Source organism: Saccharothrix xinjiangensis (assembly GCF_039527585.1).
GTDB classification, from domain to species: Bacteria; Actinomycetota; Actinomycetes; order Mycobacteriales; family Pseudonocardiaceae; genus Actinosynnema; species Actinosynnema xinjiangensis.
Window position 1 is genome coordinate 1 of the sequence record NZ_BAAAKE010000052.1, and the last position, 19,825, is coordinate 19,825.

Annotated in this window: 18 protein-coding genes; 10 read left to right on the plus strand and 8 right to left on the minus strand. The window is 75.0% G+C overall.

Going from position 1 to position 19,825, the window contains the following annotated elements:
• Positions 1 to 1,114: sugar-binding domain-containing protein (locus tag ABD223_RS42285; protein WP_344043795.1), on the minus strand; the 1,114-nt coding region annotated here is incomplete at its 3' end.
• A gap of 181 nt (positions 1,115 to 1,295) precedes the next feature.
• On the opposite strand from ABD223_RS42285, the gene ABD223_RS42290 reads away from it, so the two are divergent.
• From ABD223_RS42290 to ABD223_RS42300, 3 genes are read left to right on the plus strand one after another with little or no spacing between them, the layout of a single operon-like run.
• On the plus strand, positions 1,296 to 1,919 hold the full coding sequence (locus ABD223_RS42290; RefSeq protein WP_344043797.1) for a dihydrofolate reductase family protein: 624 nt from the start codon (positions 1,296 to 1,298) through the stop codon (positions 1,917 to 1,919).
• Positions 1,916 to 2,275: a YciI family protein gene (locus ABD223_RS42295; protein WP_344043799.1), complete on the plus strand. Its 360-nt coding sequence runs from the start codon at positions 1,916 to 1,918 to the stop codon at positions 2,273 to 2,275. Before ABD223_RS42290 ends, ABD223_RS42295 begins: the two co-directional genes overlap by 4 nt.
• 10 nt (positions 2,276 to 2,285) lie before the next feature.
• Positions 2,286 to 3,497 carry an RNA polymerase sigma factor gene (locus ABD223_RS42300; protein ID WP_344043801.1) on the plus strand — a complete coding sequence of 404 codons (1,212 nt, stop codon included), beginning with the start codon at positions 2,286 to 2,288 and terminating at the stop codon, positions 3,495 to 3,497.
• On the opposite strand, the gene ABD223_RS42305 is transcribed toward ABD223_RS42300, so the two are convergent.
• Positions 3,482 to 4,840, minus strand: a complete 1,359-nt coding sequence (locus ABD223_RS42305; protein WP_344043803.1) for a hypothetical protein — start codon at positions 4,838 to 4,840, stop codon at positions 3,482 to 3,484. The two genes, ABD223_RS42300 and ABD223_RS42305, sit on opposite strands and share 16 nt — an antisense overlap.
• Before the next feature lie 165 nt (positions 4,841 to 5,005).
• Complete coding sequence (locus ABD223_RS42310) at positions 5,006 to 6,991, minus strand: UvrD-helicase domain-containing protein (RefSeq protein WP_344043805.1); 1,986 nt, start codon at positions 6,989 to 6,991, stop codon at positions 5,006 to 5,008.
• 158 nt (positions 6,992 to 7,149) lie between these two features.
• Here ABD223_RS42310 and ABD223_RS42315 point away from each other — a divergent pair, with 158 nt between their 5' ends.
• Together ABD223_RS42315 and ABD223_RS42320 are read left to right on the plus strand one after the other, a co-directional pair.
• Positions 7,150 to 8,052, plus strand: coding sequence for an NADP-dependent oxidoreductase (locus ABD223_RS42315; RefSeq protein ID WP_344043845.1), 903 nt, complete (start codon positions 7,150 to 7,152; stop codon positions 8,050 to 8,052).
• A 426-nt stretch (positions 8,053 to 8,478) separates the two neighbouring features.
• Positions 8,479 to 8,850 carry an STAS domain-containing protein gene (locus ABD223_RS42320; protein WP_344043807.1) on the plus strand — a complete coding sequence of 124 codons (372 nt, stop codon included), beginning with the start codon at positions 8,479 to 8,481 and terminating at the stop codon, positions 8,848 to 8,850.
• Positions 8,851 to 8,913: 63 nt separating this feature from the next.
• Here ABD223_RS42320 and ABD223_RS42325 read toward each other — a convergent pair whose 3' ends face one another.
• Positions 8,914 to 9,960 carry a Gfo/Idh/MocA family protein gene (locus ABD223_RS42325; RefSeq protein WP_344043809.1) on the minus strand — a complete coding sequence of 349 codons (1,047 nt, stop codon included), beginning with the start codon at positions 9,958 to 9,960 and terminating at the stop codon, positions 8,914 to 8,916.
• Positions 9,961 to 10,118: 158 nt separating this feature from the next.
• On the opposite strand from ABD223_RS42325, the gene ABD223_RS42330 reads away from it, so the two are divergent.
• Positions 10,119 to 11,003, plus strand: a complete 885-nt coding sequence (locus ABD223_RS42330) for an oxygenase MpaB family protein (RefSeq protein WP_344043811.1) — start codon at positions 10,119 to 10,121, stop codon at positions 11,001 to 11,003.
• 36 nt (positions 11,004 to 11,039) lie between these two features.
• On the plus strand, positions 11,040 to 11,891 hold the full coding sequence (locus tag ABD223_RS42335) for a class I SAM-dependent methyltransferase (protein ID WP_344043813.1): 852 nt from the start codon (positions 11,040 to 11,042) through the stop codon (positions 11,889 to 11,891).
• Between the two features lie 10 nt (positions 11,892 to 11,901).
• Here the strand turns inward: ABD223_RS42335 and ABD223_RS42340 are convergent, their stop codons facing one another.
• The 3 genes from ABD223_RS42340 to ABD223_RS42350 form a co-directional block, all read right to left on the minus strand.
• Positions 11,902 to 12,648: a class I SAM-dependent methyltransferase gene (locus ABD223_RS42340; protein ID WP_344043815.1), complete on the minus strand. Its 747-nt coding sequence runs from the start codon at positions 12,646 to 12,648 to the stop codon at positions 11,902 to 11,904.
• Positions 12,649 to 12,772: 124 nt separating this feature from the next.
• Positions 12,773 to 12,970 carry an MbtH family protein gene (locus ABD223_RS42345; protein ID WP_344043818.1) on the minus strand — a complete coding sequence of 66 codons (198 nt, stop codon included), beginning with the start codon at positions 12,968 to 12,970 and terminating at the stop codon, positions 12,773 to 12,775.
• Positions 12,971 to 13,014: 44 nt separating this feature from the next.
• Entirely contained in the window at positions 13,015 to 14,343 is a 1,329-nt protein-coding gene (locus ABD223_RS42350) for a lysine N(6)-hydroxylase/L-ornithine N(5)-oxygenase family protein (protein ID WP_344043820.1), read from the minus strand.
• Positions 14,344 to 14,482: 139 nt separating this feature from the next.
• Between ABD223_RS42350 and ABD223_RS42355 the strand changes: the two genes are divergently transcribed.
• Positions 14,483 to 16,153, plus strand: a complete 1,671-nt coding sequence (locus ABD223_RS42355; RefSeq protein WP_344043822.1) for an ABC transporter ATP-binding protein — start codon at positions 14,483 to 14,485, stop codon at positions 16,151 to 16,153.
• Entirely contained in the window at positions 16,150 to 17,880 is a 1,731-nt protein-coding gene (locus ABD223_RS42360) for an ABC transporter ATP-binding protein (RefSeq protein ID WP_344043847.1), read from the plus strand. The genes ABD223_RS42355 and ABD223_RS42360 overlap by 4 nt, the downstream gene beginning before the upstream one ends.
• Positions 17,881 to 18,009: 129 nt before the next feature.
• Here the strand turns inward: ABD223_RS42360 and ABD223_RS42365 are convergent, their stop codons facing one another.
• On the minus strand, positions 18,010 to 18,996 hold the full coding sequence (locus ABD223_RS42365) for a LacI family DNA-binding transcriptional regulator (RefSeq protein ID WP_344043824.1): 987 nt from the start codon (positions 18,994 to 18,996) through the stop codon (positions 18,010 to 18,012).
• 268 nt (positions 18,997 to 19,264) lie between these two features.
• On the opposite strand from ABD223_RS42365, the gene ABD223_RS42370 reads away from it, so the two are divergent.
• Positions 19,265 to 19,804, plus strand: coding sequence for an MOSC domain-containing protein (locus ABD223_RS42370; RefSeq protein WP_344043826.1), 540 nt, complete (start codon positions 19,265 to 19,267; stop codon positions 19,802 to 19,804).
• The last annotated feature ends 21 nt before the right edge of the window (positions 19,805 to 19,825 follow it).

Here is a 19,825-nt window from a genome sequence, read left to right on the forward strand (position 1 = left end):
TCTCGGCGCGGTTCACGCCCTTGAACAGGACGCGCTCGCCGTTGACCAACAACTGCTCGTCGCGGATCTCGATCTCGCGGAACCCGGTGGTCTCGGAGGTGATGTGCGCCGTGCCGCCGGGCGCGGTCAGGGTGAGCACGACGGTGTGCAGGTTCGGCGTCTCGTCGGTCCACTTCGCCGGGTCGCGCACCGGCAGGGTGAGCCGGACCCGCGCGCCCCGCTCGGTCACGTCCACCTGCTGCGACGCCCGGCCGACCTCCCGGCCGCGGGCGTCGCGCAGGCTCGCGGTGACGCGGTGCGCGCCGGTCGTGCCGCCCGGTTTGCGGCCGACCTCCACGTCGGCGGTCAGGGTGGCGTCGGTGTAGGTCTCGTCCAGGTCGGTCCGCAGGGTCACGTCCCGCACGTGGGTGGCGGGCGTGGCGTAGAGGCCGACCGAGCGGAAGATGCCCGAGTACCGCCACTGGTCCACGTCCTCCAGGTAGGAGCCCGCGCTCCAGCGGTGCACCTGCACGGCGACCCGGTTGCGGCCCGGCCGCAGCGCGTCGGTCACGTCGAACTCCGCGGGCGTGTAACCGCCCTGGTCGTAGCCGACGTACTCGCCGTTGACCCACACGAAGTAGGCCGAGGTCACGCCCTCGAACCGGAGGAAGGCCCGGCGGTCGCGCCAGCCGGCGGGCACGTCGAAGTCGCGGGCGTAGGCGCCGGTGGGGTTGACGTCGCGCGGCACCCGCGGCGGGTCGTCCGGCTGGACCTCGGTGGCGATGTTGCGGAAGATCGGGTGGTCGAGCCCGTCGGTCTGCCACGTGTGCGGCACGGTGACCCGCCGCCAGCCCGACGTGTCGTAGCCGTCGGCGTGGAAGTTCGCGGGCACCTCCTCCGGCCGGTCGGCCATGGCGATCCGCCACTCCCCGTCCAGGGCGAGGCCGTACGGACCGCGCTCGTCGCCGCGGACCGCCGCGGCCGTGTCGGCGTGGGGTCGCAGGAACGCGTGCGGCGCTTCCTGGCCCTCGGCGACCTTCCGCGGGTCCTCCAGGTACGCGTAGAGGTCGCCGCCCGGCGGCGCGGCTCCCGCCACGCCTGTCGGCGCCACCGCCGTCCCGACCAAACCCAACACGACTGCAACGAGAACACCCAGGCGTGGCATCCACGAACCTCCATGTTCGAACGGAACCACACATGATTCAGCAGCAAAGCTCGTCGGGCGTCAATCCGGCGATCGAGGTGTCGATTTCCCGCCGTCCCGTTCGCCGGGTAGGTGGACGGGCGTCACGACCGACGCCCGCGGAGGAGGAGACATGCGCACACTGCTGGTGACGGCGTTCGTGTCGGTGGACGGGGTGGTGCAGGCGCCGGGCGGCCCGGACGAGGACCGCGACGGCGGCTTCGCCCACGGCGGCTGGGCCGTGCCGCACCTCGGCCCCGAGGTCGTCGAGGCGGTGGCGGAGCTGATCACCCGGGCGGACGCGCTGCTGCTCGGCCGCCGGACCTACGAGGTCTTCGCCGAGAGCTGGCCGCTCGCCGCGGACGACGACCCGATCGGCGCGAAGCTGAACGCCGTGCCCAAGCACGTCGCGTCCCGGACGTTGACCGAGGTGACGTGGCGGAACTCGGCGCTGCTCACCGGCGACGTCGCCGACGCGGTGGCCGCGCTCAAGCGCGACGGCGACGGAGAGGTCCAGGTCCACGGCAGCGGCGACCTCGTGCAGACCCTCCTCGCCCACGACCTGGTCGACGAGTTCCACCTGGTCGTGCTGCCGGTCCTGGTCGGCTCGGGCAAGCGCCTGTTCGGGGCCGGCACCGCGCCCGCCGCCCTGCGGCCCGTCCGCACGGTGGCGCTGGGCAACGCCGTGGCCACCACCTACGCGCGGGCGGGCGGCCTCGAATACGGTGCGATGGGCCCCGAGACGGGGAACTGGTGACCGGGACGGGGGAACGCGCCATGCCGCAGTACGCGATCCTGATCTACGAGCAGGAGACGCCGGGCGGGGTCGCCGACATCCCGCCCGAGGTCATGGAGGCCAACCTCCGGGCGGGCGAGCTGATCGCCGCCATGGGCGTGCGGGTCGTGCACGAACAGGCCCTGGAACCCAGCACGCGCACCCGCACGGTGCGCAAGGGCGGCCTGGTGACCGACGGCCCGTTCCTGGAGAGCAAGGAGGTCATCGCCGGGTTCTTCGTGGTGGAGGCCGCCGACCTCGACCAGGCCGTCGAGGTGGCCCGGCTGCTGCCGATCATGGCGGGGGCCGTGGAGGTCCGGCCGCTGCTGGACGCGTGAACGACGTCGCGTGAACGGAGTCGAACGCGCGGTCGCCGACGCGCACCGCCGCGAGTGGGCCGCCGTGCTCGCCACGACGGTGCGCGTCACCCGCGACCTCGACCTGGCCGAGGACTGCGTCCAGGACGCCTGCGCCGACGCGCTGCGCGACTGGGCGCGCGACGGCGTGCCGGCCAGGCCCGGCGCCTGGCTGACCACCGCGGCCCGGCACAAGGCGCTGGACGCGCTGCGCCGGGCGGGCACGCTGCGGTCCAAGCTGCACCTGCTGGTGGAGCCCACCACCGCGCCGGACGACCCGCCGCCGCCCGACGACCCGCTGCGGCTGGTCTTCCTGTGCTGCCACCCGGCGCTGGGCACCGAGGCGCAGGTCGCGCTGACGCTGCGGCTGGTGTGCGGCGTGGCGACACTGGACGTCGCTCGTGCGCTCCTCGTGCCCGAGGCCACCGCGGCGGCCCGGATCACCCGCGCGAAGAAGAAGGTCGCCGCCGCGCGCGTCCCGTTCCGGCTGCCCGCGGCGGCCGAGCTGCCGGACCGGCTCGACGCCGTGCTGACCACCGTCCACCTGCTGTTCACCACCGGGCACACCGCGCCCTCCGGCGGGACGCTGACCAGGGACGACCTCGCCGGGCACGCGCTCGACCTGGCCCGCCTGCTGCACCGGCTGATGCCCGACGAGCGCGAGGTGCGCGGGCTGCTGGCGCTGCTGCTGGCCAACCACGCGCGCCGCGCCGGCCGCACCGCCGCCGACGGCCGCCTGCTGACCCTGGCCGAGCAGGACCGGTCGACCTGGGACCCGGCCGCGATCGACGAGGCGCACCACCTGGTCGTGGCCGCCCTGCGCGGCGGCCGGCCGGGTCGCTTCGCCCTCCAGGCCGCGATCGCGGCGCTGCACGCCACCGCGCCGACTTACGACGACACGGACTGGCCGCAGCTCCTGCTGCTCTACGACGAGCTGACCCGCGTGTGGCCGTCACCCGTGGTGGCGCTCAACCGGGCCGTGGCGGTGGCGGAGGTGCGCGGACCGGCCGCCGCGCTGGCCGAGGTGGCGGAACTGGAGCGGGACCGGCGGCTCGCCGGCTACCACTACCTGCCCGCGGTCAAGGCCGACCTGCTGCGCCGCCTCGGCCGCGACGCGACCGCCGAGTACGAGCGGGCGATCGCGCTGGCCGACAACGACGCCGAACGCGCGTTCCTGCGCGAGCGCGCTCAGTCCGCCAGGTAGGAGCAGGGCACCTCGAAGAACCACCGGTCCGGTTCGTGCTCGAACCGGCCGACCTGCCCGCCCGCGGCGCACTGCTCCCGGGCCCGCGCGACGCCGTCGCCCCATGGGAGGCCGTCCAGCACGCCACCGCGCACGTGGACGTGCTGCATGACGCTCCAGAACACGACCAGGGCGAACACGGCCTGCCCCGCCTTGACCGCCAGGCGCCCCCACGTCTCCCGGGGCACCGCGTCGAGGCCGACGGCCACCGCCGTGAACAGGAACAGGCACGGCGCGACGCTGTAGCGCTGCCCGGCGGTCACCACGCCCGGGTTCTGCACCTGGAGCACCTGGGCCCAGTTCGCGGTCAGCGTCACCACGATCACCAGCGCGCTGTAGCCGAGGCCGAGCGCCACCAGCACCCGGCCCGCCCGGTCGCCCCGGCGGAGCCCGGCGAGGACCGGCAGGCCGGCCAGCACGAGGGCCGCGAGCACCGGCGCGTTGCCCAGCACCGGGTAGTACCGCTCGACCTGCTCGGAGCCGGTGAACGCGGCCACCGGCACCCGCAGCAGCGCGGCGAGCAGCACCTGCACCGGGTCGACCGGGTCGTGGGAGTACGGGGTCCGCTCGGCGAACACCGTGATCACGCCCTGCGCCGCCGCGGCGACGAGGAACGCCGTCGGCAGGGCCCGGTCGCGCCACAGCGCCAACCGCAGGAGCGCGACCGGCGCCAGCAGGAACGCCAGCGGGCTCGACAGGGTGGCCAGCACGACGAAGACGACCACCGCCACCGGCACGCGGGGCTCGCGCCGCCACAGCAGCGCCCAGAACACGCCGTAGAGCAGGAACCAGTGCAGGTTGGTGACGTTGTCCAACGGCTCGGAGTTGCCCACGGGCAGCACCACGACCAGCGCCGCGTGCGCGAACCGGACCGGCAGCGAGCGCAGGTGGCCGGCCGAGGCGGCGAAGACGATCAACGCGACCAGCGCCCGCGGCGCCGCGGCCAGGACCGCGAACGCAGCGGCGGCGTGCTCCAGCGGCAGCACCGACACCAGCTCCGCGGCCAACCGCGGGATCGTGTGCAGGTAGCCGGCGTAGGGGGACACGAGGTTCGTGGCGAACGGCTGCGTGATGCCGTCGAGCAGGAAGCGCGCCCCGTCCTCGGCCCAGACGCGCTGGAGCCGCGACCACCCCGCCGGCGTGAGCAGCTGGAACCCCAGCGCCCCGAGGAACGCCACGGCGTACCCGACCACGAGCCGCCCGCGCGGCAGGTCGCTCCGCGGCGCCTCCGGCAACACCCGCTCGACCACCGCACGCCACCCCGGCCCGGCGGACACCGCCGGCGCCTCCCCCACCACCGCCACGTCAACCCCCAGGTCCCGGCACGCCGGCGCGCACGCTACACCAACCCACCTCGCGCGGGTCGAACGCTCAGGACCGGCGAACGGCCCGACCTGAAGTGCGCGAATGTGGAACTCGGGGGTCGCGAACGTTCGACACGGTGGTCCCGAGCGTTCGACTCGCGCGGTTCAGGGGGTTTTGTGCAGGATTATCAGGCGTTGGGTGGCGCGGGTCAGGGCTACGTAGCGCTCGGGTGGGCTCATGTGTTCCGGGTTGACCACCACGACCACGTCGAACTCCAGGCCCTTCGACGCGCGCGGTGTCAGCGGGCCGTTCGGGGTGATCACGGCGAACGTGCCGTTGCTCGGGCGGAAGGACTCCGGGTCGGCGTCGGTCACCTCGATCGGCGGCTCGCCCCGGCGCACCGAGGTCGGCGGGACCGCGTCGGGGTCGACTTCGGCCAGCGCCCGCGCCGCGTAGTCCATGATCTCCGCGGGCGTCCGGTAGTTGACCGTCAGCCGCCGGTAGCACCACCGGTCGCCCACGTGGGGGTCCAGCACCTCGTGCCACGTGCGCGCGCCCGCCTCCGCCTGCCGCTGGGCCAGGTCGCCGACGACGGTCATGCTGCGGTTGGGGCTCCGGCGGGCCAGCAGCCGCCAGTCCATCGCGGACAGCTCCTGCGCCTCGTCCACCACCACGTGCCCGTAGGTCCACTCGCGGTCGTCGGCGGCGCGCTCGGCGAGCACCCGGTGGTCCGGCGGGGTGTGCCGGTCGGCCAGCCACTCGGCGTGCACCAGGTCCACGGCGCGCAGCTCCTCCTCGTCGATCTCCGCGTCGGTGTCGACGACGTGCAGGACGCCCTGCGCGTACTCGACGGCCTCCCGCCGCTCCCGCGCAGCCCGGCGCTCCTCCTCGCCGTCCGTGCCGAGCAGCTCGGCGGCCTCGTCCAGCAGCGGCACGTCGGAGACCGTCCACGCCTCCGGCTCGTCGCGGCGCAGCTCCGGGCGGCCCAGGGCGGAGCAGCGGCCCGCGTACAGGTCGGCCAGCAGGCGTTCCGGGGTCAGCACGGGCCACAGCCGGGCGGCGGCCCGCGCCAGGTCGGGGTGCCGCGCCAGCTCGCGCCGCACGTCGTCGGCCAGCTCGGGCCAGTCCAGGCCGATCAGGTCCAGGGCGGGCGGCACGAGCACGTCGACGAGCGCGCGGCGGAACACCGGTCCGGCCTCGTTGTGCTTGAGGCCCGAGGCGCGCGCGACCTCGCGGGCCCGCTCGACCAGCGGCGCGGTCAGCGGCACCGTGACGTCCTCCAGCTCGACCGGGACCGGCTCGCCCGGCAGCTCCTCGCGGTCGGCGATCGCCTCGCGCAGCAGGTCGACGGCCGCCAGGCCGCCTTTCAGGGCTTGCAGCCCCGGGGTGTCCTCGCGGTCGGTCCGCACGCCGGGGAACAGCTCGCCGGGCGTCGCGAAGACCACGTCGGTCTCGCCCAGGGACGGCAGCACCTCGCCGATGTACCGCAGGAACCCCGGGTTCGGCCCGACCACCAGCACGCCCTGCCGCGACAGCCGCTCGCGCTGCGCATAGAGCAGGTAGGCGACGCGGTGCAGGGCCACCGCCGTCTTGCCGGTGCCCGGCCCGCCCTCGATCACCAGGACGCCGCGGTGCGGCAGTCGGATCACCTCGTCCTGCTCGGCCTGGATGGTGGCCACGATGTCGCGCATGGTCTCCGCGCGGGGCGCGCCCAACGCCGCCAGCAAGGACTCCGGGGTGACGTGCAGGTCGTCGTCGTGGAAGCTCTCCAGCACGCGACCGCGGACGTGGAAGTGACGCCTGCGCGTCACCCCTTCGGGGTTCGCCGCGGTCGCGGTGTAGAACGGGCGTGCGACCGGGGCGCGCCAATCCACGAGCAGCGGTTCGCAGTCGTTCGCGGGGTCGAACAAACCGATCCGGCCGATGTAGGCGCGTTCGCCGCCCTCGATGTCGAGGCGGCCGAAGCACAGCCCTTCATCAGCCACCTTCAAGCGGCTGACCTGCTCGGACAGCGTGCGCACGGCCACCTCGCGGTGCCAGCGCTGTTCGTCGGCGTCGCGCAGCGCGGTGTCCAGCGCGGCCTGCGCGGCGGCCCGCTCGCGGTCGAGCCGGGCGTGCGCGGACGAGATCCTCTCCTGTTCCGCGGACAATTCTCCTGTTGTCACGCTTGCCCCCTGTGATATACTTTGCTCAGCTGCCGGACAATTCTCCGGATAATGCCAATCCCCAGTTGTACCACATTTCCCGGTAATCGTGGGCGCGCTATTGTTCCGGTCGCAACTGCGACGAGCGGCGGAGGGACCCCGTGATGGAAGCGGTAGTGCTGGAGCGGTTCGGCGGGCCGGAGGAGCTGCGGCTCGCCGAGGTGGAGGTCCCGGAGCCGGGTCCCGGCCAGGTGCGGGTGCGGGTCCGCGCGGCGGGCGTCAACCCGTTCGACGGCAAGGTCCGGTCCGGCGCGATGGAGCGGGTGTTCGCCACGCGGCTGCCCGCCGTCCTCGGCCTGGAGGTCGCGGGCGAGGTGGACGCGGTCGGCCCGGGCGTCAACTCGGCGGCGGTGGGCGACGCGGTGTTCGGGTTCGCCGACACCGGCGCTTACGCCGAGCGGGCCCTGCTGACCACGTTCGCCCGCAAGCCCGCCGCGCTGACCTGGGAACGGGCGGTCGCGCTGCCCGTCGCGGGCGAGACCGCCGACCGCGTGCTGCGCCTGCTGGGCGTCACCGCGGGCGAGACCCTGCTCGTCAACGGCGCGGCGGGCGCGGTGGGCACGATCGCCGTGCAGCTCGCCGTCGCGGCGGGCGCGCGGGTCGTCGGCACGGCGGGACCGGACAACCAGGGGCACGTGGCCTCGCTCGGCGCGACGCCGACCACCTACGGCCCCGGCCTGGTCGAGCGGGTGCGCGCGCTGGCGCCCGAGGGCGTGGACGCGGTGTTCGACGTCGCGGGCCGGGGCGCGCTGCCGGACTCGATCGAGCTGCGCGGCGGCACGGACCGCATCGCCACCATCGCCGACCCCGCGGCCGCGGAGCTGGGCGTCACGTTCAGCGGCGCCGGCGAGCGGGACGCGGGACGACTGGCCGAGCTGGCCGACCTCGCCGCGCGGGGCGTGCTGGTCACCGCGATCGCCGCCACCTTCCCGCTGGCGCGAGCCGCCGAGGCGCACCGGGTGAGCGACGCGGGCCACGCGCGCGGGAAGCTCGTGCTGACCGCCTGAGCACCACCACCGTCAACGGCGGCGGGCCGCCTGCGCCAGGGCCATCCCGAGCAGAGGCGTCGCCTCGCGGTGGGGTCCCGCGGCTGATCAACCCGCACGAGGGCGGGTACGGCCGGCGGCGCGGCGCGGTTCACCCCGATCGCCGTCGCCGGGCAGATCCGCCTGCCCGGCGACGGCGACGCGGCCGGGAGCCGGCCGCGAGGGGGAAACGCCGAACCGACGCGTTCCCTCCACCCGCATTCGCACCGACCACCGCCGGCGGTTCACCCGGTGGGCGGTATTTTTCGAACCGCAGGTCAACGCGGCACAGGCACTCCCAAACGTGAATTTCGGAGCAATGCCGCGTAGGAATGGCCCAGTTCGTGCACACGAAGATTACGATCAGCTCATCGGGTGCCACCTTCGGTAAGGATGCATCATGTGCACGTGACCGAATCCAACTCCTCTCCGACGGCGATCAGCACCGACGTCCGCGGCGCCGTGACCGTGCTGCGACAGGTCGGCGACATCGACCTCGCGAACAGCGACAGCCTGCGGGTCCGCTGCGTCGAACTGCTCGACAGCGGCGTGGACGCGCTCGTGCTCGACTTCTCCGAGGTGACCTTCTTCGCCTCGTCGGGGATCGCGGCGCTCGCGCACGTCCGCGAGTACAACGCCGGGCGCGGCGGCCTGCCGGTGCACGTGGTGGCCGGCCGCAGCGTCCGCCGGTCGCTGGAGCTGACCGCCATGGACCGGCTGCTGCCGTTGCACGACACCGTGGAGGACGCGGTGCGGGCGGCCGAGGCCGCCGCGCGCTGACCGGGTGCGCCGGGCGCGGTCACCCCGGACCCGGCGCGTCCCACCCGGAGGTCCCGGCGGCGCTCACGACCACGGCTCGGCGGTGGTGGCGACCGTCGTGTCGCGATCGGCGGCCTCCTCGATCGCCAGCGCGACGCGGTGGTCGTGGACGCCCTCGGCCAGCGGGTACGGCTCGGGCCCCGAGCCCGCGACCCAGGCGGCCGTGTCCTGGAGCAGGGTGGCGATGGCGATCTCCTCGTCGTTCCACCGCCGCCCCTGGTGCGGGTTGCGGTACAGGACCTCCGAGTTGAACGCGATGTGGTCGGTGTCGAAGCCGTCCAGGTCGAGGTCGTAGCCGGTCTGCCTGCGCACGACCGGGCCGCGCGTGATCGTCCGGTCGGCGGCCAGGTGGACGACCTCCTGGTCGCGCAGCTCGCCCCGCGTGCCGCGGACCAGCAGGCGGCGCATCAGCAGCTGGTTGTGCCACTGGTTGTCGGTGAAGTCGTAGACGCCCAGCGCGCCGTGCTCCTCGAAGGAGATCGTGGCGATCGTCGTGGTGGCCTGCTTCACCTCGACGGGGTCGGCCCAGCCTGCCCGCGTGATCGGGTCGGCCAGCGGCGCGGCGTGGCGGGTGGCCCGGACCCGCACCGGGCCGCGCCCGGCGCCCAGCAGGGTCCGGATCAGCGACACCGCGTGGTACTGGTGGGTCGAGGAGACGTCGACGCGGGTCGGTTCGCCGATCACGCCCTTGCGGACGAGGGCGATGCGGGCGGCGTGGGCGGGCATCCGGGTGTACTGCTCGGCGACCTGCACCAGGCCGCTGCCACCGACCGCGGCCCACAGGGCGCGCAGGCCGTCGAGGTCGGGGGCGGGCGGCGTCTCGGCCAGCACGGGCACGCCGCGTTCGACGAGCTCGACGACCAGGCCCGGGGTGACCGGCCACGGCACGGCCGTGACCACGAAGTCCGGCTTGGCCCGGAGGCAGTCGTCCAGGGACGGGTGGACGGGCACGGGCAGGTCCCTGGGACCGCGCGACACCACGCCCACGCAGGTCAGGTCGTCCAGGGCGGCGGCGAGGCGCCAGAAGTACTCGGCCCGCCAACCGGAGCCGACGATCGCGAAGGTGGTCACGCCCCGATCCAACCAACACCCCCCGCCGAGGACCAGCGGAGCGCGCCCCGCCGCCATTTTCTGTCTACAAAGGACGTTCAAAGCCTTTGGTCGTGCACCGCCGCCCGCTCCCCTGGATACTGAACGCGCCGGGACCTGAACGCGGAGAGGCGGTTGCTGTGGACGTGGACGACCTGTGGCGGCTGCCGGCCGTCGAAGAGGTGCGGCGCAGGCTGGGCGCGGCGGTCTTCGACCGGGTCGCCGGTCCCGGCGGCCCGGCCACCCGCGACCGCATCCACCTCGCCCCCGGCCCGCGCTGGTTCGACCCCGACCGCCCGGTCCGCCGCGTGCACGGCGACGCGGCGATGTTCATCGGCGGGCTGCGCGCGCTGCTGCTCCAGTCGCTGCACCCGCTGGCGATGGCGGCGGTGGCCGGGCACTCGGACTACCGCGCCGACCCGTGGGGCCGGCTCCAGCGGACCAGCGCGTTCCTGGCGGTGACCACCTTCGGCACGGCGTCCGACGCGGCCGGCGCGATCGCCCGCGTGCGCGGCATCCACACCCGCGTGCGCGGCGCCGCGAGCGACGGCACGCCCTACCGCGCCGACGACCCGCACCTGCTGGAGTGGGTGCACGTCGCCGAGGTCGACAGCTTCCTGCGCTGCCACCAGCGCTACGGCGCGACCAGGCTGTCCCGGGCCGAGCAGGACGGCTACGTCGCCGACACCGCCCGCGTGGCCGTCGAGCTGGGCGTGCCCGACCCGCCCACGACCGCGGCCGGGCTGGCGGCGCGGCTGGCCGCGTTCCGCCCCGAGCTGCGCGGCACGCCCGAAGCCCGCGAGGCGGCCCGGTTCCTGCTGCTCACCCCGCCGCTGCCGGCTCCGGCCCGGGTCCCCTACGCGGCGATCGCCGCGGCCGCCGTCGCGTCGCTGCCCGCGTGGACCAGGCTGCCGCTGCGCCTGCCGTTCCTGCCGATGACCGAGCGGACCGCCGTGCGCCTGGCGGGCCACGGCGTCACCGGTGCGATCAGGTGGCTGCTGCCGCCCGCCCGGCAGCCGGCCTGAGATCGGCGTGATCCCCGGGACCGGCATGATCGGGGTGTGGAGATCAGCGGAGCACTCGACGCGTTGGCCGCCGGGAACGTCGACCTGGCCCGGGAGGTCGCCCGCCGCGGGGACTCGCCGCTGGCCGTGGCGCTGGCCGAGCACCTGTCGACCGGCCGGGGGCCCGGCGGCGTCTACGACCGGCCCGCGGCCTTCGCGGCGTTCATCAACGGCGGCGGCAACACCGCGCTGTACGACGCGGTCGTCGCGGCGCTGGGCGGTGTCTACGCCCGGACCCGCCCGACCACGCTGCTCGACGTCGGGTGCGGTGACGGCCGGGCGCTGCACCCCGCCCTGACCCTCCCGCACGCGCCGTCGGACGTCACGGTGGTCGAGCCCTCGGCCGCGCTGCTCGACGCGGCCGTGCGGGGCCTGACCGGCGTCACCGCCCACCTCACCCGGGTCGAGCCGTTCGCGGCGGGGTTGCCCGACGACGTCGCGTTCGACGTCGTCCAGTCGACGTTCGCCCTGCACACCCTGTCGCACGAGGCGCGCGACGCGGTGCTGGCCGACCTGGCGCCGCACGCGGGCGTGCTCGCGGTGGTCGAGTTCGACGTGCCGGACGTGCCGCACGCGGGCCCCGAGCACCGCCGGTTCCTGGCCGAGACCTACGAGCGCGGCCTCGCCGAGTACGACGCCGACCGCCGGCTGGTGGCGCAGGGGTTCCTGATGCCGGTGCTGACCGGCCAGCTGGTGCCGGGCGCGGTCCGCGCCACCTGGGAGCAGCCCGCGGCGCGGTGGGCCGAGCAGGTCCGGCGCGCCGGTTTCACCGACGTGGAGGTCGAGCCGCTGCACGACTACTGGTCGTCGCCCGCCTTCCTGCTCACCGCGCGCGGCCGGGCCCGGTGAGCCGACTCCGTCAACCCCGCGCGGCGTCGTCCTCGCGCGCGATGACCAGGAACTCGCCGTCGGGCGAGCCGACGGGTTCGCGGCGCCAGCCGCCGTGGATGCGGTCGACGGTGAAACCGGCGGCGGACAGCGATCCCCGCAGTTCCTCCTCGGTGCGGAACCGCATGGTCGCGGTGCCGATCCGCTCGCCGTCCGGGAAGTCGTAGTGGTGGGTGAACGACACGAGGCCGTCCTCGACCGAGGTGACCTCGGTCCACTGGGTGACCTCCACACCGCCCAGCACCACCGCGCGGCGGCTGTCGACGGGGTTCCACGCCTCCCAGTGGCGGGCGCGCGGGTCGCGGGAGTCGAACACCAGCCGCCCACCCGGCACGAGCGCCCGGGCCAGGTCGGCCGGCACCGCCGCCCACTCCTCGTCGGTGACCAGGAACTGGGCGACGTGGGAGGTCATCACGGCCACGTCGAACGCCGCGCCGGGCAGGTCGGCGGAGGTGCCCTCGACCCAGGTCACCCGCTCGGCGCCCGGTTTGACCCGGGCCGGCTCCAGCGAGGCCCGCGCCGGGTCGACCCCGGTGACGACGTGCCCGGCGGCGGCCAACCCGAGGGCGAGGCGCCCGGTGCCGCAGCCCAGGTCGAGCACGCGGGCGTTCGGGGTCTCGTCGACCACGGACAGGAAGAAGTCGTCGTCGACGCCCCAGCGGTACCGGGCGTCGTAGAGCGGGATGACCCGGGGGTCGCGGAACTCGCCGTGGTGCACGGGCGAACCGTAGTGACCCCCGCCCGGAGGGACCACCGCATTTGCCGGGCGCCGATACGGGCGCGGGTGCCGGCACCAGTGCCGGTCCGGGTGCGCCGGCCGCGGCGGGCGCACCCGGTCCGGCTCAGCCGCGCAGGCTGAGCGGTCGCAGGTCGGTCCAGTGCCGCTCCACGTACTCCAGGCACGCCTCCCGGGTCCCGGGGCCGAACCTGGAGGTCCAGCCGGCCGGGATCTCGGCGAACGCGGGCCACAGCGAGTGCTGCTCCTCGTCGTTGACCAGGACGTGGAAGCTGCCCTCGGCGTCGTCGAAGGGGTTGGTCACGGTTCGTTCCTCCGGTCGGTTCGTTCGTCCACTGTGGAGCTGCCTCAGCTCACCCGGGAAGCGCTGATCGCGAACTCCGGTCGCACGGCCACCGGCGCGGCGCGGTGGTCGAGCACCGACCCCAGGATCTCACCCACCCGCACCGAGGTGTTGGACAGCAGCGACGACGAGATGCCGTGCGTGTGCTCGGTGCCGCCCTGGAGGTAGAGGCCCCCGGTCACGTCGTCGCCGACCCGCAGGCGGTAGTCGCGGCCCACGAGGAGCCGGCCCAGCTCGTCGCGGGCGCAGCGGCCGGCCAGCTCGCCGAGCAGGCCCGTCGGGTCGGCCTCGCGGTAGCCGGTGGCGTAGACGACCGCGTCGGCGTCGAGCACCTCGTGCCGCCCGGTGACCAGCGACTCCACCGTGACCCGCAGGACCGGCTCGTCGTCGCGCAGCTCGACGACGCGGGACAGGTTGAGCAGCCGCAGCCGCTGCTCGCCGCGGACCTTCTCGCGGTACGCGCGCCGGTACAGCTCCTCGATCAGGTCGTGGTCGACCACCGCGTAGTTGGTGTTGGCGTGGTAGTCCATGAGCATCCGCTTGACCTGCTCGGGCGCGGTGAAGTAGTCGTCGACGGCGGCCGGGTCGAAGATCCGGTTGGCGAACGGGCTGTCGTCGGCCGGGCTGTAGCCGTAGCGGGCGAACACCGCGCACACCTCGGCGCGGGGGAACCGCTCGTGCAGGTGCGCGGTGACCTCCGCGCCGCTCTGCCCCGCGCCGACGACCACCAGGCGCTCGGGGTCGGTCAGCGACTCGACGCGGTGCAGGAAGTCCCGGGTGTGCCACACCCGCTCCGAGGGGCGCACGCCGTCGGGCAGCGCGGGCCGCAGGCCGGTCGCCAGCACCACGTTCCTGGCCCGGCGCACCTCGACCTCGCCGGCGGCGGTGCGGGAGGTGACGTCGAAGTGCGTCACCACGCCGTCCTCGGCCACCGGCTCGACGGCCACCACCTCGCTGCCGTAGGACACCAGGTCGTCCACCCGGTCGGCGGCCCACTCGAAGTAGTCGTGGAACTCCACGCGCAGCGGGAAGAGGTTCTTGTGGTTGATGAAGTCGACCAGCCGGCCCTCGCCGTGCAGGTAGCTCAGGAACGAGAAGGTGCTGTTCGGGTTCCTCAGCGTGACCAGGTCCTTGAGGAAGGACACCTGCATGGTCGCGTCGTCCAGCAGCATCCCCCGGTGCCAGCCGAACCCCGGCTGCCGCTCCAGGAAGTGCGCGGTCACCACGTCTTCGGCGGTCGCGGCCGCGTTGTGCTCGGTGACGGCGATCGCGAGGGCCAGGTTGGAGGGCCCGAAGCCGACGCCGAGGACGTCGAAGACCGGTGGTTGTGGCATGGCTGTCCCATCGGTACGACAACAGGGATGATCGAACTTTGGTTACCCTAACCTAAGCATGGGCACCGCGGGAGTGATCCAGGCCTCTCAAACCCTTAGGGTAGCCTCACCTGACCATCAGCGGAAGGCAGTCGTCGGGGTGAGAACCGTCCTCAGGAACACCGTGGCCGGGCAGTGGAGGACGGTGGTCGCCGCGTCGCTGCTGGGCGCCGCCCACCAGGCGGGCGAGGCCGCCGTGCCGCTGGTCATCGGCGCGGTCGTCGACGAGGCGGTGCGCACCGGCTCCAGCCGCCGGCTGGCCCTCTGGATCGGCGTGCTGGCGGTCGTGTTCGCCGTGCTGTCGATCAGCGGCCGCTTCTCGATCCGGCTCAGCGAGCGGGGATCGCACCGGGCCGCCCACGCGCTGCGCACCCGGCTGGCCGCGCGCGTGCTGGCCGCGGACGGCGGCGTCGGCGGCAGGCTGTCCGGCGAGCTGGCGAGCATCGCCACCGGCGACGCCCAGCGGGTCGGCCAGGTGAACCTTGCGCTGCCGACCGCGTTCGCCGCCCTGGCGGGCTTGCTGGTGGGCGCGGTGGCGCTGCTGCGCGTCTCGCTCGTGCTGGGCCTGCTGGTGCTCGTCGCCACGCCGCTGCTGCTGGTGCTGGCCCACTTCCTGGGCAAGCCGCTCGAACGGCGCAGCGACGCCGAGCAGGACCGGGCCGCGCTGGCGTCCGGTGTCGCGGCCGACCTGGTCGCCGGGCTGCGGGCGCTCAAGGGCATCGGCGCGGAGGACGCCGCCGCGCACCGGTACCGGGCGACCAGCCGCTCGTCGATGGGCGCCGCGATCCGGGCGGCCCGGTCGCGGGCCTGGCTGGACGGCTCCGTGCTCGCCCTGACCGGCGTCTTCCTCGCGGTCGTGGCGCTGGTCGGCGGCCGGCTGGCCGCGGCCGGCTCCATCACCGTCGGCGAGCTGGTGGCCGCGGTCGGGCTGGCGCAGTTCCTGCTGTGGCCGCTGTCGGTCTTCTCCTGGGTCACCGGCCTGCTCGCGCAGGGCCGCGCCTCGGCCGCGCGCGTCGCGGAGGTGCTGGCCGCGCCGCCCGCGGTGCCGCCGGGTTCCGCGCCGCTGCCCGTGCCGCTGCGCGGCCGGGTCGAGCTGGCGGACGTGACCTCCGGGACGCTGCGCGGCGCGTCCCTGACCGCCGAGCCGGGCGAACTGCTGGGCGTGGTGGCCCGCGACCCGGCCGACGCCGTGTCGCTGCTGGCCGTGCTGGCGCGGGAGGTGGACCCGGTCGGGGGTTCCGCGACGCTGGACGGCGTGCCCCTGTCGGACCTGGAGGGCGCGGCGCTGCGGTCGGCGGTGCTGGTCGCCGCGCACGACGCGGACCTGTTCGAGGGAACGGTGCTGGACAACGTGGCCGCGGGTCGCGGCGCCGAGGCGGGTGCGATGGCCGAGGTGCTGGCGGCCGCCGGCGTCGACGACGTGGCGCGGGCCCTGCCCGGCGGCCTGGGGGCGGCGGTCTCCGCGCGCGGCCGGTCGCTGTCCGGCGGGCAGCGGCAGCGGGTGGCCCTGGCCCGCGCGCTCGCCGCCGCTCCCCCGGTGCTGGTCGTGCACGACCCGACGACCGCGGTGGACGCGGTGACCGAGGTGTCGCTGGCCTCCGGGGTCAAGCGGGTGCGGGCCGGGCTGACCACCATCGCGGTCGCCACCAGCCCCGCCCTGCTCACCGCGGCCGACCGGGTGGTGTTCTTGGTGTCCGGCGCGGTGGTCGCCTCGGGCGCGCACGCGGACCTGGTGGCCGACGAGGACTACCGACTGGTGGTGTTGAGCTGATGCGGCGACTGCTGGCGGTCGCGTCCGGCGCGCGGACCCGGGCCGCGGTCGGCGAACTGCTGCGGCCCCGGCGCGGGCTCGCGTGGACGGCGTTCCTGGTGCTGTTCGCGGGCACCGCCGCGGGCCTGCTCACCGCGCCCCTGCTGGGGCGGGTCGTCGACGTGATCGCCGGCGGGTCCGCCGACCTCACCTGGCTCGCGGTGGCGCTGGCGGTGGTGGCCGTCGTGCAGGGCCTGGCCACGGCGTTCGGCACGTCACTGGTGGCGCGGCTGGGCGAGGGCGCGCTCGCCGACCTGCGCGAGGAGTTCGTCGCGCACGCGCTGCACCTGCCGCTGGAGCGGGTGGAGGAGGCCGGGGCCGGCGACCTGACCTCGCGGGTCACCCGGGACGTGCAGGTGATCGCGGACGCGGTGCGCAACGCGCTGCCGGTCATGGCGCGCTCGGCGCTGACCATCGGGCTGACCGTCGTCGGCATCGCGGTGCTGGACTGGCGGTTCCTGGCGCCGGTGCTGCTGGCGCTGCCGATCCACGTGCACACCGTGCGCTGGTACGGCGGGCGGGCGGCGCGGCTGTACGCGGCGCAGCGCGTCGCGGTCGGCGCGCAGCAACAGCAGCTGCTGGACTCCCTCGGCGGCGCGGCGACCGTGCGCGCGTTCGGGCTCGCCGACGAGCACGTGGCGCGGGTGCGGTCGCGGTCCCGCGAGGCGGTCGACCTGGCGCTGCGCGGCATCCGGCTGCTGACCTCGTTCTTCGGGCGGCTCAACCTGGCCGAGTTCATCGGCCTGGCGGGCGTGCTGGTGACCGGCTTCCTGCTCGTGGGCGCGGGGGCGGCGTCCGTGGGCACGGCGGCCGCCGCCGCGCTGTACTTCCACAACCTGTTCAACCCGATCAACGCGGCGCTCTCGCTGGCCGACGACGTGCAGGCCGCCACCGCGTCGCTCGCGCGGCTGGTCGGCGTGACCGACGAGCCCGCGCCGTCGCCCGAGGGCCGGGTGCGGCCGCCGGGCGCCACCGTCGAGCTGGTCGGGGTCGGTCACTCCTACGTGGACGGCCACCCGGTGCTCGCGGACGTGGACCTGGAGCTGGCCGCCGGTGAGCGGGTCGCGCTGGTCGGCGCGTCCGGCGCGGGCAAGACCACGCTGGCGAAGCTGATCGCGGGCGTGCACCAGCCGACCACCGGCCACCTCCGCCTCGGCGGGGTCGACCTGGCGTCGGCGGTGAGGTCGGTCGCGCTGGTGACGCAGGAGGTGCACGTCTTCGCCGGCCCGCTGGCCGACGACCTGCGCCTGGCCCGACCCGGCGCGACCGACGACGACCTGCTCGACGCCCTCGACCGGGTGGGCGCGCTGGGCTGGGTGCGCGCGCTGCCCTCGGGGACGGCGACCGTCGTCGGCGAGGGCGGGCACCGGCTGACCGTGGCGCAGGCGCAGCAGCTGGCCCTGGCGCGGCTCGTGCTGGCCGACCCGCCCGTGGCGGTCCTGGACGAGGCGACGGCGGACGCGGGCAGCGCGGGCGCGCGGGAGCTGGAGGAGGCGGCGGCGCGGGCCCTCGACGGGCGGACCGGCCTGCTGGTCGCGCACCGCCTGACCCAGGCGGCCACGGCCGACCGGGTGGTGGTGCTGGAGGCCGGGCGGGTGGTGGAGACCGGCACGCACGAACAGCTGGTGGCCGCGGGCGGGCGGTACGCGGCGCTGTGGGCGGCCTGGTCGGGCACGCGCTCCCGGTAGCCGACCGGGCCGGCCGCGCGTCCCTCCGCCTCACGGCTCCGGAGGCGGCCCTGTGGTGTCGCGGGCCGACGGCCCACCGGTCGCCGTCAGCCGCCCGTCGCAGCGGTGGCGAAGGCGCCCGGGCGGTGGTCAACCGGAGCGGCGGACCACCAGTTCGGTGGGCAGGACCACGGGCTCGGCGGGCGGGGTGGCGCCCTCCAGCCGCGACAGCAGCAGCCGGGCCGCGGCCTCGCCCATCCGCCGCATCGGCTGGCGCACCGTGGTCAGCTCGGCGTGCCCGGCGATCGGTATGTCGTCGAAGCCGACCACCGCCACGTCGTCCGGCACGCGGCGGCCCGCCGCGCCCAGCGCCTTCACCACGCCCAGCGCCGACAGGTCGTTGTGCGCGAACACCGCGTCGAACGGCAGCCCGGTGGCCATCAGCTTGTCCGTCGCCACGGCGCCGCGTTCGGTGGTGAAGTCGCCCTCCACCACCAGCCTCGGGTCGACGTGCACGCCCAGCTCGCCCAGGGCGTCGAGGAAACCGTCCAGCCGCTCCCGCACGCACCCGAAGTCCGCGGGCCCGGTCACCACGGCGAAGTGCCGCCGCCCGGCGGAGACGAGGTGCCTGGCCGCCGCCCACGCGCCCTCCCGGTTGGTGGTGCCCACCGACGGGAACCCGGGCCTGCTGCCCCGGTCGTCGATCATCACCACCGGCAGGCCCTGGTCGTGCAGCGCCTCGATGTAGTTCAGCGTGTCCGGCGGCTCGATCACCAGCAGCCCGTCGAACGCCTTGGCCGACACGTGGCTGGCGAACTGCGCCAGCGACTCGGAGCCCCGGTTGACCGTGTAGAGCAGCAGGCCGTAGCCGTCGGACTCCAGCTCGTCCACCGCGCCCTGCACGACCTCGCCGGTCCACGGCCAGGTCAGCGACGGCACGAGCATCCCGACGGTGCGGGCTCGGCCGCGCGCGAGCCCGACCGCCCGTGCGCTGGGCACGTAGCCGACGTCCGCGATCACCTGCCGCACCCGTGCCGCGGTGGCCGCGTCCACATCGGGTTTGCCGTTGAGCACGCGGGACACGGTCGCCTTGCTCACCTGGGCGCGTTGGGCGACTTCGGCGATCGTGACTCGCACGGTGCACTCCTCGACAGCGGCCTGCGGAACCGGTACCGGTACCGGTACCGGTTTCAGGAAGGCAGTCAACCGCCGGTTGAACACAGCGTCAAGAGCCTGTCACGCAAGTGTCGCGCGTCGGACGGGTGTCCGTGCGGCGCGGAACGGGCCAGGGGCGCCAGGTTGCGCCGTTCAGGCCAAAGGCGCGCGGACCGTTCGGCCCCGTGCTCGCGACGAGGCCCTTTCATCGCCGCGACCGGCGGACACCGGCCCGGTTAGGGTCGATCCCATGGGGACCGTCGCGGCCGTGAGCCGGAGTGGGGAGTACACGTTCACCAAGCCCAACCAGGAGACCATCACGCTCGTCGCCGGGCTGGGCGTGGCGGGCGACGTGCACCGGGGCGTCACCGTCAAGCACCGGTCGCGGGTGGCGCGCGACCCGTCCCAGCCCAACCTCCGCCAGGTGCACCTGATGCACGCCGAGCTGCACGACGAGCTGAACGCCAAGGGCTTCCCGGTGGACGCGGGGCAGCTCGGGGAGAACGTCACCACGCGCGGCGTCGACCTGCTGGGGCTGCCGACCGGGACCAGGCTGCGCCTCGGCGCGCGCGCCGTGGTCGAGGTGACCGGCCTGCGCAACCCGTGCCCGCAGATCGAGGCGTTCCGGCCGGGCCTGCTCAAGGAGGTCGTCGGCCGCGACGAGGACGGGAACGTGGTGCGCCGCGCGGGCATCATGTCCGTCGTGCTGGTCGGCGGCGAGGTCCGCCCGGGTGACGAGGTCCGGGTCGAGCTGCCGGACGGGCCGCGCACCCCGCTCCGACCGGTCTGACCGGGCGCCGACCCGCCGCCG